This window comes from Chromobacterium sp. HL1 (assembly GCF_057418835.1).
Window position 1 is genome coordinate 3,779,233 of sequence record NZ_CP162399.1, and the last position, 16,652, is coordinate 3,795,884.

The window sequence follows — 16,652 nt, forward strand, 5'->3', positions numbered from 1 at the left end:
TTTACCCCTGGGTGATCTCGATAGCGTCGAACATGCCGCCCAGCGCCAGCGTGGCCGCGTGAGCGGTGGCGATGCGGACCGTATCCTGCGGCAGGCTGTCGTCGGCGACGATGCGCACGCGCGCCTGGCCGGAACCCTGGCTCAGCAATGCGGTGCTGTCGACGGCGATGCCCAGCTTCTGCAGCAGGCCGCTGTGGGCGGAAGCCACCGGCTCGGCCGCGTCGCGGGTCTGTTGCAGCGACTCGGCGCGGCGGCAGACGGCGTCGGCCTGGTACAGCGGCACTTCGCCGATGCGCGCCACGCCGGCGGCCGCGGCGGCCGCGACGTTCAGCTGGCTCAGCGCATTGTTCAGGCGCGCGGCGATGTCGCCCTTGGCCAGCAGCTCCGCGCGCACTTCCTCGGCGCTGTTGAAGTCGAAGCCGGACAGATTCAGCATATTGCCCAGTACGCGCAGCACTTTCCAGGCCGGGCGGGCTTCGCCCAGCGGACGCACCACGCCGTTGAAGCTCTGCAGCTTGCCTTCCATATTGACGAAGGAGCCGGCGGTCTCGGAGAACGGCGCGATCGGCAGCAGCACGTCGGCGTAATCCAGCAGGCCCTGGCCCTTGAACGCGGTCAGCGCGATCACGGTGGCGGCCTGCTTCATCGCGGCGACGGCGGCTTGCGGGTTGTAGCTGTCGAACTCAACTTCGGTGTTCAGCAGCACGTAAGCCTTCTTCGGCTGGGCGATCATCGCGGCGGCGTTGGCGCCCGCGCCTTGCGGCAGCGCGCCCGCCAGTTCAGCGCCCACGCTGTTGGCGGCCTCGGACAGCACGCCGAAGCGGGCGCCGCTCAGGCGAGCGATCTCCTGCGCCACGGCCAGCAGCTGGCTGAACGCCGGATGGTGTTGCGCCACGTTGCCCAGCACCACGGCGGCGGTTTCCGCGCCGCTCAGGCTCTCGGCGATGCGGCGCGCCTCGGCGGACACTTGCACCGCGGACAGATCGACGGCGGTTTCGCCGCCCTTGATCTCGGCCACGGCCTTCAGCACCTGGGCGAAGCCGTTGACCAGGGCCAGCGGCGATACGATCAGCTTGGCGTTGATCTTGATCAGCAGCTCGTCGTCGGCGACATGGATAATGTTAAGCTCGCTGCCTTTCTTGGCCGCGGTGCGCAGACGCGAGGTCAGCAGCGGCTGTTCCTTGCGCAGCGTGGAGCCGACCACCAGCACCGACTTGGCCGCGACCAGATCGGCAATGCCAGAACCCAGCCACTCGGCGCCCTGCTTGGCCGCGTCGGCGGCAAAGTCGCTGCGGCGCAGACGGTAATCAATGCTTTCCACGCCGAAGGCGCGCGCCAGCTTTTGCGCCAGATGCAGTTCTTCGGTGGTGGAGTGCGGGCTGGTCAGGAAGCCGATGGCGTCCTTGCCGTGATCGGCGGACACGCCGTTCAGGCCCTTCACCACGTAGTTCAACGCGGTTTCCCAGTCGGTCTCGTGCCACTGGCCGTCGAACTTGATCATCGGCTGCTTCAGACGCTCGGCCGAGTTCAAGCCCTCGTAGGAGAAGCGGTCGCGGTCGGCGATCCAGCACTCGTTGATGGCCTCGTTTTCCAGCGGCAGCACGCGCATCACTTCATTGCTCTTGACCTGAACGATCAGGTTGGAGCCCAGGCCGTCGTGCGGGCTGACCGATTTGCGGCGCGACAGCTCCCAAGCGCGGGTGCTGTAGCGGAACGGCTTGGAGGTCAGCGCGCCCACCGGGCACAGATCGATGACGTTGCCGGAGATTTCCGAATCCACGGTCTTGCCGAGGAAGGGCAGAATCTCGGAGAACTCGCCGCGATGAGCCATGCCGATTTCCTGGAAGCCGCCGACTTCCTCGGTAAAGCGCACGCAACGGGTGCAGTGAATGCAGCGCGACATTTCTTCCGCCGAGACCAGCGGACCCATGTCCTTGCCCACCACCACGCGCTTTTCTTCCTGATAGCGCGAGGAGGAGTTGCCGTAGCCCACGGCCAGATCCTGCAACTGGCATTCGCCGCCCTGGTCGCAGATCGGGCAATCCAGCGGGTGGTTGATCAGCAGGAATTCCATCACGCCGGCCTGGGCCTTCTTGGCCATGTCGGAGTGGGTATGGACCTTCATGCCGTCGGTCACCGGGGTGGCACAAGCCGGCAGCGGCTTGGGCGCTTTTTCCACTTCCACCAGACACATGCGGCAGTTGGCCGCGATGGACAGCTTCTTGTGGTAGCAGAAGTGCGGAATGTACGTGCCCACCGAGTGGGCCGCTTCCATGACGGTGCTGCCTTGCGGGACCGTCAGTTTTTTTCCGTCGATTTCGATTTCAAGCATCGCTCAACACCATTTGTGGTCCACCAAGGTCTTTCCGTGTTCGATCGCGTACTCGAACTCGTGACGGAAATGCTTGGTGAAACTGCGAACCGGGAACACGGCGGCGTCGGCCAGCGCACAGATGGTGCGGCCCGCCATATTGTTGCCCACGGAATCCAGAAGCTCCAGATCGCCCGGACGGCCCTGGCCGTTGGCGATGCGATGGATCACGCGGTACAGCCAGCCGGTGCCTTCGCGGCACGGCGTGCACTGGCCGCAGGATTCTTCATGGTAGAAGTAGGCCAGACGCTCCAGCGCCTTGATCATGCACACGTCTTCGTTCATCACGATGACGGCGCCGGAACCCAGCATCGAGCCGGCTTTGGCGATGCTGTCGTAGTCCATCGTGCACTGCATCATGACGTCGGCGGGCAGGATGGGCGCGGACGAGCCGCCCGGGATCACCGCCTTGAGCTTTTTGCCGTCGCGCATGCCGCCGGCCATTTCCAGCAGTTCGGAGAACGGGGTGCCCAGCGGGATTTCGTAGTTGCCCGGACGGTTCACGTGGCCGGACACCGAGAACAGCTTGGTGCCGCCGTTGTTCGGCTTGCCCTTTTCCAGGAAGGGCTGCGCGCCGTCGCGGATGATGAAGGGCACCGAGGCGAACGATTCGGTGTTGTTGATGGTGGTCGGCTTGCCGTACAGGCCGAAGCTGGCCGGGAACGGCGGCTTGAAGCGCGGTTGGCCCTTCTTGCCTTCCAGCGATTCCAGCAGCGCGGTTTCCTCGCCGCAGATGTAGGCGCCGTAGCCGTGATGGGCGAACAGGTCGAAGTTGAAGCCGGAACCCAGAATGTTCTCGCCGAGGAGGCCCGCCTTGCGCGCTTCGTCCAGCGCTTCTTCGAAACGCTCGTACTCGGCGAAGATTTCACCGTGGATGTAGTTGTAGCCGGCCTTGGTGCCCATCGCGTAACCGGCGATGATCATGCCTTCGATCAGCGAATGCGGATTGAAGCGCAGGATGTCGCGGTCCTTGAAAGTGCCCGGCTCGCCCTCGTCGGTGTTGCACACCACGTATTTGTCGCCCGGGAAGGAGCGCGGCATGAAGCTCCACTTCAGGCCGGTGGGGAAACCCGCGCCGCCGCGGCCGCGCAGGCCGGAGTTCTTCACTTCGGCGATCACGTCTTCCTGGGCCATCTTGCTGTCCAGGATGCGGCGCAGCGCCTGGTAGCCGCCGCGCGCCTCGTAGGCGCTCAGTTGCCAGCAATGGGGGTCGGAAGTGTCGACGCCATCGAAAATCACGCCATTGACGAAGATTGCCATTATTTCAGCTCCGCCAGTTTCTTATCGATTGCTTCGGGCGTCATGAAGCTGCACATCTTGTGGTTGTTGACCAGCAAGACCGGCGCGTCGCCACAGGCCCCCATGCACTCCCCTTCCAGCAAGGTGTACTTGCCGTCGGCGCTGGTTTCGCCGATGGCGACGCCCAGCTTCCGGGAGATGTACTCGGCCGCGTTGACGCCGCCGGACAAGGCACAGGGCAGGTTGGTGCAGACAGTGATCTTGTACTGCCCAACCGGCTTCATGTCGTACATATTGTAAAAGGTGGCGACTTCGTACGCGGCTACCGGCGGGATCTGCAGGTAGTTGGCGACGAACTCGATCACCTCGGTATTCAGGCAACGCTCCTCCGGAGCGGAGCCCGCTTCGCGACGTTCAGTCAGCGCGATGCGCAAGGCGCCCATCACCGCGGACCGTTTCTGGTCGGCGGGATATTTGGCGACTTCGCGATCGATTTTGGCTAGCGATTCAGCGGACAGCATCAGCGGTCAATCTCCCCAAACACGATATCCTGCGTACCGATGATGGCCACCACGTCGGCGATCATATGGCCCTTGGCCATCTCGTCCAGCGCCGCCAGGTGGGCGTAGCCGGGCGCGCGGATCTTCAGGCGGTACGGCTTGTTGGCGCCGTCGGACACCAGGTAGACGCCGAACTCGCCTTTCGGGTGCTCGGTGCCCACATAAGCCTCGCCCTCCGGCACGTGCATGCCTTCGGTAAACAGTTTGAAGTGGTGGATCAGGTCTTCCATATTGGCCTTCATGCCTTCGCGCGAAGGCGGCGCCACTTTATGGTTGTCGGTGATCACCGGGCCCGGGTTCTTGCGCAGCCACTCCACGCACTGGCGGATGATGCGGTTGGACTGACGCATTTCCTCGACGCGCACCAGGTAGCGGTCGTAGCAATCGCCGTTGACGCCCACCGGGATGTCGAAATCCAGCTTGGAATACACATCGTAGGGCTGCTTCTTGCGCAAATCCCAGGCAATACCGGAGCCGCGCAGCATCGGGCCGGTCAGGCCCAGGTTCAGCGCGCGCTCGGGCGTCACCACGCCGATGCCGACGGTGCGCTGTTTCCAGATGCGGTTGTCGGTCAGCAGGGTCTCGTACTCGTCCACATAGCCCGGGAAGCGCTGGGTGAACTCGTCGATGAAGTCCAGCAGCGAACCCTGGCGGCCTTCGTTGCGGCGGGCCAGCTCGCGGGCGTTCTTGATCTTGGAGACGGTGTACTGCGGCATGCTGTCCGGCAGATCGCGATACACGCCGCCGGGACGGAAGTAAGCCGCGTGCAGACGCGCGCCGGACACCGCCTCATAGCAGTCCATCAGGTCTTCGCGTTCGCGGAAGGCGTACAGGAACACGGTCATCGCGCCGATGTCGAGGCCGTGCGCGCCAATCCACAGCAAGTGGTTCAGCAGACGGGTGATCTCGGCGAACATCACGCGGATGTATTGCGCGCGTTCCGGCACTTCGATGCCCAGCAGCTTCTCGATGGACAGGCAGTAAGCGTGCTCGTTGCACATCATGGACACGTAGTCGAGACGGTCCATATAAGGCAGCGACTGGATGAAGGTCTTGCTCTCGGCCAGCTTCTCGGTGCCGCGGTGCAGCAGGCCGATGTGCGGGTCGGCGCGCTGGACGACTTCGCCGTCCAGTTCCAGCACCAGGCGCAACACGCCGTGCGCGGCCGGGTGCTGCGGGCCGAAGTTGAGGGTGTAGTTACGGATTTCAGCCACCGTAGTTCTCCTCGCGAATGATGCGCGGCGTGATTTCGCGCGGCTCGATGGTCACCGGCTGATAGATCACGCGCTGTTGTGTCGGGTCGTAACGCATTTCCACGTGACCGGACAGCGGGAAGTCCTTGCGGAACGGATGGCCGACGAAACCGTAGTCGGTCAGGATGCGGCGCAGGTCGGGGTGGCCGTCGAAAACGATGCCGAACAGGTCGAACGCTTCGCGCTCGAACCAGTTGACCCCGCTCCAGACGCCGACGACCGAGTCGACCACCGGAAAGGCGTCGTCTTCGGCGAACACGCGCAGGCGGACGCGCTGATTGTGCTTGACCGACAACAGGTGGTAGACAACGGCGAAGCGCGGACCGTCCCATACCTCGTCGCGGTATGCGCTGTAGTCCACGCCGCACAAATCGATGCATTGCTCAAAAGACAGGTCGGCGTGGTCGCGCAGCGTGGTCGCCACGGCGATCAGATCCGCCGCCTTGCATACAATGGTCAGCTCTTCCAGAGCCAGCGTGCTTTGCACGAGCTTGTCGCCCAGCGCCTGCTGCACAGCCGACCCTAACGCTTCCATTTTCTTGGAGGCCATAAGTTTCTACCTTAGCGGGCGATGGTGTTGGTGCGTTTGATCTTGTTCTGCAGCTGAATGATGCCGTACAGCAAGGCCTCTGCAGTTGGCGGACAGCCGGGCACGTAGACGTCGACCGGCACGATGCGATCGCAGCCGCGCACGACTGAATAGGAATAATGATAATAGCCGCCGCCGTTGGCACAGGACCCCATCGAGATCACCCAGCGCGGCTCGGCCATCTGGTCGTAAACCTTGCGCAGGGCCGGAGCCATCTTGTTGCACAGCGTGCCGGCCACGATCATCAGATCGGACTGGCGCGGGCTGGGACGGAACACGATGCCGAAACGGTCCAGGTCGTAGCGCGCCGCGCCGGCGTGCATCATCTCGACCGCGCAACAGGCCAGACCAAAGGTCATCGGCCACAGCGAACCGGTTCGGGTGTAATTGATGAGCTTGTCAGCCGTCGTGGTGACAAACCCCTTCTCCAGAATACCTTCTACTCCCATTCCAGAGCTCCTTTTTTCCACATGTAGACGAAGCCCAGGGTCAATACGCCCAGGAACTCCACCATGACGCCCAGACCATAGGTCCCCAGCTCCTTCAACACCACCGCCCACGGCAGCAGGAAGGCGACCTCGAGGTCGAACAGGATGAAGAGGATGGCTATCAGATAATAGCGGACGTCAAACTTCATGCGGGCATCTTCGAAAGCCTCGAAGCCGCACTCATACGGAGACAGTTTCTCAGGATCGGGACGGTTGGGAGCCAGCAGTTTGCCCAATAAAATAGGGCCTACGCCGACCAACAGTCCGACCATGACAAACAGCAGAATGGGAAAGTAATTTTGCAGCATTTCCCGTACACCCCCACAAAAAAGGGGGTTACCCCCCTTGGCTCCAAATAAAACAGGCCACCGGAGTCCCGGTGGCCTGTTTTTGAATGGTGGTGCCGACAGTGAGACTCGAACTCACACAGCTTTCGCCACTACCCCCTCAAGATAGCGTGTCTACCAATTTCACCATGTCGGCACAGCAAGCTTTAATTGTTACTCCGGTATTTTCGATGTCGTACCCGAAGCTTTATCGCTAGGCACACCGGCCGGGATTTGCGGTGCAACCTGTTCAACCTTGGTCCCCATTACGCCCAAATCGCTTTTTCCGCCCCCAGACAGAAAAACCAGAGCAAGGGAAGTCGAGAAGAACACGGCCGCTGCGACAGCGGTTGTCCTACTCAAGAAATTCGCAGAACCAGACGCGCCGAACAAGCTACCGGAAGAGCCGCTACCGAAAGCCGCTCCCATGTCCGCGCCTTTGCCGTGCTGCATCAAAACCAGCACGATAATAGCCCCTGCAGACAGGATATTTACAATCCAGATAAGCGTCTTAATAAGTTCCATACTATATCAATTTTCCTGCGGCTTGGCAAATTGCCCTGAATGAACCGGCGTCCAGAGATGCCCCTCCAACAAGGGCTCCGTCGACATTTTCAGTCGCCAGAATCGCTTCGGCATTCTCTGCCTTGACACTGCCGCCGTAGAGGACGCGAATATTATCGGAGGCCTTGACGTTTTGCAAGCACCAATTTTTGATCGCGCCGTGGATTTCGGCGATTTGCGCCAGCGTCGCCACCTTGCCGGTGCCGATGGCCCAGACCGGTTCATAAGCCACAACGTATTCACCATGGTCTATCTCGGACAGAAGCGCAAGCTGATCTCTAATCACCTCCAACTGACGGCCCGCCTCGCGCTCGTCCAGCGTTTCCCCGACGCACAGCACCGGCACCAGGCCGGCGGCGATGGCGGCGCGCATCTTCTTCAGTAGAACCGCGTTGCTCTCGCCGAAGTACTGGCGGCGCTCCGAGTGGCCCACTAGGGTGTAAGCGCAGCCGATGTCGGCCAGCATCGCGGCGCTGGTCTCGCCGGTGAAGGCGCCGTCCTGATCGAAGGCGCTGACGTCCTGCGCGCACAGGCGCAAGGCCTGACCGCGCAGCCGCTCGCCCAGGCCGGCCAGGTAGACCGCCGGCGCGGCCACGCCGACCCAGTCGCGGTTGCTCGTCTCATCCGCCAGCAGCGCCTGCAGCAGCGTCTGCGCGCTGTCGGCGCGGGTATTCATCTTCCAGTTGCCAATCACCAGCTTGCCGGCCATCTCCGCCTCCCGCGATTCTTGAATATCCGCCGATTATATCCGCAGCCGCCATCTTGGCTCAAACCGGCATCCGACTGATGTTGATTGTCCGCAAACAAAGCCGTTTCGACGACTTGTAATATTCCTGAAAAATTTCAGCCTTAGCATGCGCCCATCACCACGCACCTCATCCATTCTCAGGAGTAGGCATGAAACAGTCTGTTCGTCTGGCCGCATCGTTTGTACTGGGTTCCGTCTGCCTGTCCGGCGCGGCCGTGGCCGCCGACATCACCGGCGCGGGCGCCACCTTCCCGTACCCGCTGTACGCCAAATGGGCCGCCGCCTACAAGGCCGGCACCAATAATAATCTGAACTATCAATCCATCGGTTCCGGCGGCGGCATCAAGCAGATCCAGTCCAAGACCGTGGATTTCGGCGCGTCCGACATGCCGCTGAAGCCGGAAGAGCTGGAAAAATCCGGACTGACCCAATTCCCCACCGTGATCGGCGGCGTGGTGCCGGTGCTGAACGTGCCCGGCATCACCCCGGGACAAGTGAAGTTCACCGGCCCGCTGCTGGCCGACATCTACTTGGGCAAGGTGTCCAAGTGGAACGACCCGGCCATCGCCAAGCTGAACCCCGGCGTCAAGCTGCCGGACCTGCGCATCTCCGTGGTGCGTCGCTCCGACGGCTCCGGCACCACCTTCATCTTCACCAACTACCTGTCCAAGGTCTCTCCGGACTGGGCCAAGGAAGTGGGCTCCAACACCGCGGTCAGCTGGAAAGGCAACCCGGTGGGCGGCAAGGGCAATGAGGGCGTGGCCAACTACGTGACCCGCATCAAGGGCGCGATCGGCTACGTGGAATACGCCTACGCCAAGCAGAACAAGCTGGCCTTCGGCCTGATGCAGAACCAGGCCGGCAGCTTCGTCAAGCCGGACGAGTCCAGCTTCAAGGCCGCCGCCGCCAACGCCGACTGGAAAAAAGCGCCGGGCTTCTACCTGCTGCTGACCAACCAGCCGGGCAAGGACAGCTGGCCGATCGCCGGCGCCACCTTCATCCTGATGCACAAGAAACAGGACAAGCCGGCGCAAGGCGGCGAGGTGCTGAAGTTTTTCGACTGGGCTTACAAGAACGGCGACAAGACCGCGCTGGATCTGGACTACATCCCGATGCCGGACGCGATCAAGGGCGTGATCCGCGCCAGCTGGAAGCAAATTGCCGACAACGGCGGCAAGCCGGTGTGGAACTGAGCCGCATACAATGCACGCAAGCGGCCGGGGACGCGCTCCCCGGCTTTTTGTCTGATAAATGAGCATGCATATGCAAAAGTTGAGCAATCCGCAGCAAATCAAAACCCAGTTATTGCTGGACAATCTGTTCCGCTGGGTCACCCGTTTTTTCGCCTTCCTGGTGCTGGCCTTGCTGGTGGGCATCCTGATTTCGCTGTTGATCGGCGCGCTGCCGAGCATCCACGCCTTCGGCTTCAAGTTTCTGGTCACCAGCGACTGGGACCCGGTCAATGAGCGGTTCGGCGCGCTGGTGCCCATCTTCGGCACCCTGGCCACCTCTTTCATCGCCTTGCTGATCGGCGTGCCGGTCAGCTTCGGCATCGCCCTGTTCCTGACCGAGCTGTGCCCCACCTGGCTGAAGCGGCCGCTGGGCATCGCGGTGGAACTGCTGGCCGGCATCCCGTCCATCATCTACGGCATGTGGGGCCTGTTCGTGTTCGCGCCCATCTTCGCCGACCACGTGCAGCCGCTGCTGATCGACACCCTGGGCGAGGTGCCGCTGCTGGGCGTGCTGTTCCAGGGCGCGCCGATGGGCATAGGCATTTTCACCGCCGGCCTGATCCTGGCCATCATGATCATTCCCTTCATCGCCTCGGTGATGCGCGACGTGTTCGAAGTGGTGCCGGTGATGCTGAAGGAGTCCGCCTACGGCCTGGGCTCCACCACCTGGGAAGTGGTGCGCTACGTGGTGCTGCCCTATACCAAGACCGGCGTGGTCGGCGGCATCATGCTGGGCCTGGGCCGCGCGCTGGGCGAGACCATGGCGGTGACCTTCGTCATCGGCAACTCCACCCGTTTCGCCGCCGGCCTGTTCGAGCCGGGCAATTCCATCGCCTCCTCGCTGGCCAATGAGTTCGCCGAGGCCAACGGCGAGCTGTATCTCTCCTCCCTGATTCAACTGGGCCTGATTCTGTTCTTCATCACCTTCGTGGTGCTGGCGTGTTCTAAACTGCTGTTGCTGCGCCTGAAGAAACAGGAAGGTCGTCCTTCCTGAGCATGAGAGACGCTAACCGCATGAGCCAAACCGTTATGACTTCCGCCCTGCGCCCGCCCCAGTCCGCCATCGCCGCCAAAGCCGACAGCAGCGTCTATCGCCGCCGCCGGCTGGTGAACCGCGTCAATATGGGCGCCTCGATGTTCACCATGGCCTTCGGGCTGTTCTGGCTGTTCTGGATTCTGACCACCCTGTTGCAGCACGGCCTGTCCGGGCTCAACTGGGAGGTGTTCACCTCCAGCACCCCGCCGCCGGGCAGCACCGGCGGCCTGGCCAACGCCATTTACGGCAGCCTGATGATGACCGGCTTCGGCACCTTGTTCGGCACGCCGATCGGCATCCTGGCCGGCATCTATCTGGCCGAGTTCGGCCAGCGCGGCTGGCTGGCGCCGGCCACCCGCTTCATCAACGACATCCTGCTGTCCGCGCCGTCCATCGTCATCGGCCTGTTCATCTACGAAGTCTACGTGGTGTCGGTCGGCCACTTTTCCGGCTGGGCCGGCTCCTTCGCGCTGGCCATCCTGGTGATTCCGGTGGTGGTGCGCACCACCGAGAACATGCTGCGCCTGGTGCCGGGCAGCCTGCGCGAAGCCGCGTCCGCGCTGGGCGCGCCGCAGTGGAAAGTCACCTTGCACGTCACCCTGCGCTCGGCCAAGGCCGGCGTGCTGACCGGCATCCTGCTGGCGGTGGCGCGCATTTCCGGCGAAACCGCGCCGCTGTTGTTCACCGCGCTGAACAACCAGTTCTTCAACAGCAATATGAACCAGCCGATGGCCAACCTGCCCATCGTGATCTTCCAGTTCGCGATGAGCCCGTACGAGGACTGGCACAAGCTGGCCTGGGCCGGCTCCCTCTTGATCACCTTCAGCGTGCTGACGCTGAACATCGTTGCCCGCTGGATGGGCAGCCAGAAAAACCAATCGCATTAAGGCTTGCAGACCATGGCTGAAATCCACTCCAAGCTTCAGGTCAAGAATCTGAACTTCTTTTACGGCAATTTCCACGCGCTGAAGAACATCCAGCTGGAAATCGCCTCGCGCAAGGTCACCGCCTTCATCGGCCCGTCCGGCTGCGGCAAGTCCACGCTGCTGCGCACCTTCAACCGCATGTACGAGCTCTACCCCGGCCTGCGCGCCGAGGGCGACATCCTGCTGGACGGCCACAACGTCCTGGGCCGCGACGTGGACGTCAACCTGCTGCGCGCCAAGGTGGGCATGGTGTTCCAGAAGCCCACCCCGTTCCCGATGTCCATCTACGACAACATCACCTTCGGCGTGAAGCTCTACGAAAAACTGTCCAAGGGCGAGATGGAGGACCGGGTGGAATGGGCGCTGCGCAAGGCCGCGCTGTGGGACGAGGTCAAGGACAAGCTCAAGCAGTCCGGCAACTCGCTGTCCGGCGGCCAGCAGCAGCGGCTGTGCATCGCGCGCGCGGTGGCGTCCAAGCCGGAAGTGCTGCTGCTGGACGAGCCCACTTCGGCGCTGGACCCGATTTCCACCGCCCACATCGAAGAGCTGATCCATGAGCTCAAAGAGGACTACACCATCGCCATCGTCACCCACAATATGCAGCAGGCGGCGCGGGTGTCGGACTACACCGCCTATATGTATCTGGGCGAATTGATCGAGTTCGGCGACACCGACTCCATCTTCACCACCCCGCAGAAGAAGGCCACCGAGGACTACATCACCGGCAAGTTCGGCTGATTCCGCCCCGGCTCGCAGACCGCCGTCATGACCGTTTCCGGCATGACGGCCTTTGGCGTTTCCACGCGGGCAAAAGCGCATGACGGCGGCAAAAAACGGCCTAAATCCGCCGTTCTCCCCGCCCGGTCTGTCAAGGCGATTCCGCATGCTTTTCCGGCAAATGCGACACCATTTATTTTTTTTTTATAAGTACTTGACGGCATTGGCCTTGGACACAACAATCCCGCCTTTACGATACTGCGTGCACATTTCACCATGTTGGACCTGTTTTCCGGGCTTGAGACCCACGTCGCCATCACCTTGGTGCTTTCCCTGGGCTTCGTGCTCGCCTTTGAGTTCATCAACGGCTTCCATGACACCGCCAACGCGGTGGCAACCGTTATCTATACCCAATCGATGAAACCGCGTCTCGCGGTGTTCTATTCCGGCATTTTCAACTTCCTCGGCGTGATCACCGGCGGCCTCGCCGTCGCCTACGCCATCGTGCACCTGCTGCCGGTGGACCTGCTGATCTCGATCAACACCACCCGCGGCATGGCCATGGTGTTCGCGCTGTTGACCGCCGCCATCGCCTGGAACCTGGGCACGTGGTATTTCGGTCTGCCCGCTTCCAGCAGCCACACGCTGATCGGCGCCATTTTGGGCGTGGGCGTGGCCAATAGCCTGATCCACGGCACCTCGCTGTCCCACGGCATCAACTGGAGCAAGGCCATCGACGTCGGCGCCTCGCTGCTGGCCTCGCCCGTGGTGGGCGCCCTGCTCGCCGCGCTGATCGTCATTCTGCTGCGGCGCTACCGGCCGCACAGCAATGTGCATAAAACCCCCTACCAACGCCAGCAGGTGGAAGGCCGCAAGCATCCGCCGTTCTGGACCCGCTTCATGCTGATCGTGTCGTCCATGGGCGTCAGCTTCGCCCACGGCTCCAACGACGGCCAAAAAGGCGTGGGCCTGATCATGCTGGTGCTGATCGGCATTGTGCCGGCCAAATTCGTGCTGGATCTGGACAGCACGCCTTACCAGCTGGACCGCACTCGCGACGCCGCCATTCACCTGCAGAAGTTCTATGAACGCCATCAGGTCGAACTGAGCAAGATCATCGTGCCATCCAAGGGCAGCAGCCAGTACGAGTGCCATCCGCTGGAAACCGGCGACACTGTCAAGCGCCTGCTGAGCACCATGGGCGACGGCGGCGACTACCACGCGCTGAGCTCGGAACAGCGTTGGAACGTGCGCACCGAGCTGCTGTGCCTGGACGACGCCGCCAAGAAGGCCTCCGCGCTGCCCAAGCTGTCCGCCGACGACAAGCAGATGCTGCAGAACCTGCGCAAGGATCTGACCACCACCACCGAATACGCGCCCACCTGGGTGATCGTCGCCGTGGCGCTGTCGCTGGGCATCGGCACCATGGTCGGCTGGCGCCGCGTGGTGAAGACCGTGGGCGAAGGCATAGGCAAGAAGGACATGACTTACGCCCAGGGCGTGTCGGCGCAGATGACCGCCGCCATCTCCATCGGCCTCGCCAGCCAGTTCGGCTTCCCGGTGTCCACCACCCAGGTGCTGTCCAGCGCCGTGGCCGGCACCATGGTGGCGGACAAGGCCGGCCTGCAGATGTCCACCATCCGCTCCATCGCGCTGGCCTGGCTGTTCACCCTGCCGGTGTCCATGCTGCTGGCGGGCGGGCTGTACTACGTGGCCTCGCTCTGGCTGTAATCAAGTCCGGTCACGGTCTTTCAGCCTCTGTTTAAGGCTGCCGGAAAAAAACAAAGCCACCGCATCGCGGTGGCTTTTTCTTTTGGCATTTCCGCCCGGAAAATTTTCGATTGACCTGGGTCAAGCTTTAAGCCCGGATTGCTTGTGCCAATATTTTATAAATTGCTAATATTTGCTCGCTTCATCATGGTTTCTCCTTTGTTGTTTGCAGCAATCCCTTTGCGCCTCAGCCCCCCAGCCGAGGCGCTTTTTTTTGCCCGATTCATGGCTCACTCAAGCCTTGAGAAACTGTTCGCGCCCCGCCAGCCAACGGTCCAGATGAGCGTCCACCGCCTGCGGATGGCGCTCCAGCAGCAAGGGCGCCAGCTCGCGCGCCGCTTCCAGCAGTTCCAGGTCTTCTTCCAGGTTGGCGAAACGCAGCATGGGCAGGCCGCTCTGACGCGCGCCCAGCAGTTCGCCGGGGCCGCGGATCAGCAAATCCTGGCGCGCGATCTCGAAACCGTCAACATTCTCGTAAATCACTTTCAAGCGCGCCTTGGCCAAGTCCGACAAGGGGTTGTCGAACATCAGCACGCAGACGCTGCGCGCGCTGCCGCGCCCCACCCGGCCGCGCAATTGATGCAACTGGGCCAGGCCCATGCGTTCGGCGTGCTCGATCACCATCAGGCTGGCGTTGGGCACGTCCACGCCCACCTCGATCACCGTGGTGGCCACCAGCACTTGCAGCTCGTTGCGGGCGAAGGCCGCCATCACCGCCGCCTTTTCGTCCGCCTTCATCCGGCCGTGCACCAGGCCCACGCCCAAATGCGGCAGATCGGCGGTCAGTTGCTGGTGGGTGTCCACCGCGGTCTGCAATTGCAGGGTTTCCGATTCTTCGATCAGCGGGCACACCCAGTAGGCCTGCTGCCCGTCGGCGCAGGTCTTGGCCACGTGGGCGACGATTTCCTCGCGGCGCGCGCTATTGATCAGCTTGGTGACGATGGGCGTGCGCCCGGGCGGCAATTCGTCTATCACCGACACGTCCAGGTCGGCGTAGAAGCTCATCGCCAGCGTGCGCGGAATCGGCGTCGCCGACATCATCAGCTGATGCGGCTCGCCGCCCTTCTCTTTCAGCGCCAGCCGCTGGCCCACGCCGAAGCGATGCTGTTCGTCGACAATGACCAGGCCCAGGCGCTCAAAAGCCACCTCGTCCTGGAACAGCGCGTGAGTGCCCACCGCCAGCCGCGTTTCGCCGCTGGCGATGGCCGCCATCGCCTCCTGTTTCTGCTTCTTGCGCAGGCTGCCGGCCAGCCAGCGCACCGGGACGCCCAGCGGCTCCAGCCAGGCGGACAGCTTGAGGAAATGCTGCTCGGCCAGGATTTCGGTCGGCGCCATCAAGGCCACCTGGTAGCCGGATTCGATCGCGGTCAGCGCCGCCAGGGCCGCGACGATGGTCTTGCCGCTGCCCACGTCGCCCTGCAGCAGCCGGTGCATCGGGTGCGGCTGGGTCAGGTCGGCGCGGACTTCCGCCAAGGCGCGCTGCTGCGCGCCGGTCAGCGTGAACGGCAGGCGCTCGGCCAGCGCCCGGCTCAAGGCGCCGTCGCCGCGCAAGGGCGGCGCGCGGCCCAGCCTGCGCGCGCGATAGGCCAGCCGCATCGACAGCTGCTGCGCCAGCAACTCGTCGAATTTGAGCCGCTGCCAGGCCGGCAGGGCCGGATCGGCCAGCTGGCCGGCGCTGTAGTCCGGCGTCGGCAGGTGCAGCAGGCGGATCGCCTCGGCGAACGGCGTCAGCCGCAACGGCGCTGCCAACTCCTCCGGCAGCGTCTCGCCCAGCGGCTGGCTGTCCAGCTCGGCGTGGATCAGCTTGCGCAGCGCCGGCTGGGTCAGGCCGTTGACCGTGGGATAGATGGGCGTCAGGCTGTCCGCCAGCGGCGCGCCGTTGCCCACTTCGCGGATCTTGGGATGCACCATCTCGTCGCCTGCGAAGCCGCGGCGGATCTCGCCCAGCGCGCGCACCCGGTTGCCGGTGGTGAATTGCTTGACCTGGTTGGGGTAGAAATGAATGAAGCGCAGCACCAGGCTGCCGCTGGCGTCCTCGATGCGCGCCACCAGTTGGCGGCGCGGTCGGAACTGGATCTCATGGGCGATCACCTCGCCCTCCACCAGCACCGCCTGGCCGTAAGGCGCGTCGGCGATGGCGTACAGATGGGTCTCGTCCTCATAGCGCAGCGGCAGATGCAGGACCAGATCGAAACGGCGGCGTATGCCCAGCTTTTCCAGCTTCTTGGCCAGCGCCGGCGCCACGGCCGGCGGCTGATTGGCGGGGTCGATTAGGGAGCTCATCAGCAGCGATTGTACCCAATAAAGAAAAAGGCGGAAGCTGTTCGCGCTTCCGCCTTGCTCACGCGCGCCGCGTCGCGGCCCTTGCGCTTACTGGCGCTCCCACACCTGGGAACGGAAGAAGGGGCCGATGTAGCCGCGCACGCGCAGCTTCTTGCCGTCTTCGATCAGCTTGGCGCCGGAGGTGTAGATCTTGCCGGACTTGGGATCCAGGATTTTGCCACTGCCCCACTCGGCACCGTCCTTCTTCAGGCCCCACAGGATTTGCATGCCGTTAACCGGCTTGCCTTTGCGGTCCCCTTCGCACTTGTCGCACACCGCTTCCGGATTGGCGAACAGCTTGATGATCTTGCCGTTCAGCTCGCCGCCGGCGCTTTCGGTGATCTGCACCAGGGCCTTGGCCTGCTTGCTTTCGTCGTCTATCGTCTTCCAGACGCCGGCGGCGCTGTCGGCCAGCGCCATATGGCTGAACAGGCCCAGCGCGGACGCCAGGCAGGCGGCTTTGGCGAATTTGCTCATCTTGATTTCCTCGCGAATCGGACCGCGAGGCCGC

At 63.0% G+C, this 16,652-nt stretch carries 17 protein-coding genes and 1 tRNA gene; 6 read left to right on the forward strand and 12 right to left on the reverse strand.

Annotation, left to right across the window (positions count from 1 at the left end; all coding sequences use genetic code 11):
* Position 1 precedes the first annotated feature (1 nt).
* The 10 genes from nuoG to tpiA all read right to left on the reverse strand — a co-directional run bounded on the left by nuoG (position 2) and on the right by tpiA (position 8,099).
* Positions 2–2,332, reverse strand: a complete 2,331-nt coding sequence (nuoG, locus tag AB1Z25_RS17210; protein WP_486635760.1) for an NADH-quinone oxidoreductase subunit NuoG — start codon at positions 2,330–2,332, stop codon at positions 2–4.
* Positions 2,333–2,335: 3 nt separating this feature from the next.
* Positions 2,336–3,631, reverse strand: coding sequence for an NADH-quinone oxidoreductase subunit NuoF (gene nuoF, locus AB1Z25_RS17215; protein WP_107800401.1), 1,296 nt, complete (start codon positions 3,629–3,631; stop codon positions 2,336–2,338).
* Positions 3,631–4,131, reverse strand: coding sequence for an NADH-quinone oxidoreductase subunit NuoE (gene nuoE / locus AB1Z25_RS17220; protein WP_486635761.1), 501 nt, complete (start codon positions 4,129–4,131; stop codon positions 3,631–3,633). The genes nuoF and nuoE overlap by 1 nt, the downstream gene beginning before the upstream one ends.
* Complete coding sequence (locus tag AB1Z25_RS17225) at positions 4,131–5,384, reverse strand: NADH-quinone oxidoreductase subunit D (protein ID WP_107800403.1); 1,254 nt, start codon at positions 5,382–5,384, stop codon at positions 4,131–4,133. Before AB1Z25_RS17225 ends, nuoE begins: the two co-directional genes overlap by 1 nt.
* Positions 5,377–5,973 carry an NADH-quinone oxidoreductase subunit C gene (locus AB1Z25_RS17230; protein WP_227104752.1) on the reverse strand — a complete coding sequence of 199 codons (597 nt, stop codon included), beginning with the start codon at positions 5,971–5,973 and terminating at the stop codon, positions 5,377–5,379. Before AB1Z25_RS17230 ends, AB1Z25_RS17225 begins: the two co-directional genes overlap by 8 nt.
* 11 nt (positions 5,974–5,984) lie before the next feature.
* The gene (locus AB1Z25_RS17235; RefSeq protein WP_019103471.1) at positions 5,985–6,461 is read right to left on the reverse strand and encodes a NuoB/complex I 20 kDa subunit family protein; all 477 of its coding nucleotides are present in this window, start codon (positions 6,459–6,461) and stop codon (positions 5,985–5,987) included.
* Positions 6,452–6,808: an NADH-quinone oxidoreductase subunit A gene (locus tag AB1Z25_RS17240; protein WP_019103472.1), complete on the reverse strand. Its 357-nt coding sequence runs from the start codon at positions 6,806–6,808 to the stop codon at positions 6,452–6,454. Before AB1Z25_RS17240 ends, AB1Z25_RS17235 begins: the two co-directional genes overlap by 10 nt.
* Positions 6,809–6,898: 90 nt before the next feature.
* Positions 6,899–6,983: transfer RNA gene (locus AB1Z25_RS17245), tRNA-Leu, on the reverse strand.
* A gap of 17 nt (positions 6,984–7,000) precedes the next feature.
* Positions 7,001–7,351: a preprotein translocase subunit SecG gene (gene secG, locus AB1Z25_RS17250; RefSeq protein ID WP_486635762.1), complete on the reverse strand. Its 351-nt coding sequence runs from the start codon at positions 7,349–7,351 to the stop codon at positions 7,001–7,003.
* 1 nt (position 7,352) lies between these two features.
* Positions 7,353–8,099, reverse strand: a complete 747-nt coding sequence (gene tpiA / locus AB1Z25_RS17255; protein WP_107800406.1) for a triose-phosphate isomerase — start codon at positions 8,097–8,099, stop codon at positions 7,353–7,355.
* Positions 8,100–8,287: 188 nt separating this feature from the next.
* On the opposite strand from tpiA, the gene pstS reads away from it, so the two are divergent.
* From pstS to AB1Z25_RS17285, 6 genes are all read left to right on the forward strand, one after another.
* The gene (pstS, locus tag AB1Z25_RS17260) at positions 8,288–9,331 is read left to right on the forward strand and encodes a phosphate ABC transporter substrate-binding protein PstS (RefSeq protein WP_107800407.1); all 1,044 of its coding nucleotides are present in this window, start codon (positions 8,288–8,290) and stop codon (positions 9,329–9,331) included.
* 70 nt (positions 9,332–9,401) lie between these two features.
* The gene (gene pstC, locus AB1Z25_RS17265; protein WP_107800408.1) at positions 9,402–10,364 is read left to right on the forward strand and encodes a phosphate ABC transporter permease subunit PstC; all 963 of its coding nucleotides are present in this window, start codon (positions 9,402–9,404) and stop codon (positions 10,362–10,364) included.
* A 35-nt stretch (positions 10,365–10,399) separates the two neighbouring features.
* On the forward strand, positions 10,400–11,293 hold the full coding sequence (gene pstA, locus AB1Z25_RS17270) for a phosphate ABC transporter permease PstA (RefSeq protein WP_227108605.1): 894 nt from the start codon (positions 10,400–10,402) through the stop codon (positions 11,291–11,293).
* A 12-nt stretch (positions 11,294–11,305) separates the two neighbouring features.
* A complete protein-coding gene (gene pstB, locus AB1Z25_RS17275; RefSeq protein ID WP_043590752.1) occupies positions 11,306–12,070 on the forward strand; it encodes a phosphate ABC transporter ATP-binding protein PstB in 765 nt (254 codons plus the stop codon).
* Between the two features lie 27 nt (positions 12,071–12,097).
* A complete protein-coding gene (locus AB1Z25_RS17280) occupies positions 12,098–12,259 on the forward strand; it encodes a hypothetical protein (protein ID WP_486635763.1) in 162 nt (53 codons plus the stop codon).
* 66 nt (positions 12,260–12,325) lie between these two features.
* Positions 12,326–13,780, forward strand: coding sequence for an inorganic phosphate transporter (locus AB1Z25_RS17285; protein ID WP_107800410.1), 1,455 nt, complete (start codon positions 12,326–12,328; stop codon positions 13,778–13,780).
* Between the two features lie 273 nt (positions 13,781–14,053).
* Here AB1Z25_RS17285 and recG read toward each other — a convergent pair whose 3' ends face one another.
* Both recG and AB1Z25_RS17295 read right to left on the reverse strand, forming a co-directional pair.
* Positions 14,054–16,102, reverse strand: coding sequence for an ATP-dependent DNA helicase RecG (recG, locus tag AB1Z25_RS17290; protein WP_107800411.1), 2,049 nt, complete (start codon positions 16,100–16,102; stop codon positions 14,054–14,056).
* Between the two features lie 87 nt (positions 16,103–16,189).
* Positions 16,190–16,618 carry a DUF2147 domain-containing protein gene (locus tag AB1Z25_RS17295; RefSeq protein WP_486635764.1) on the reverse strand — a complete coding sequence of 143 codons (429 nt, stop codon included), beginning with the start codon at positions 16,616–16,618 and terminating at the stop codon, positions 16,190–16,192.
* Positions 16,619–16,652: the final 34 nt, after the last annotated feature.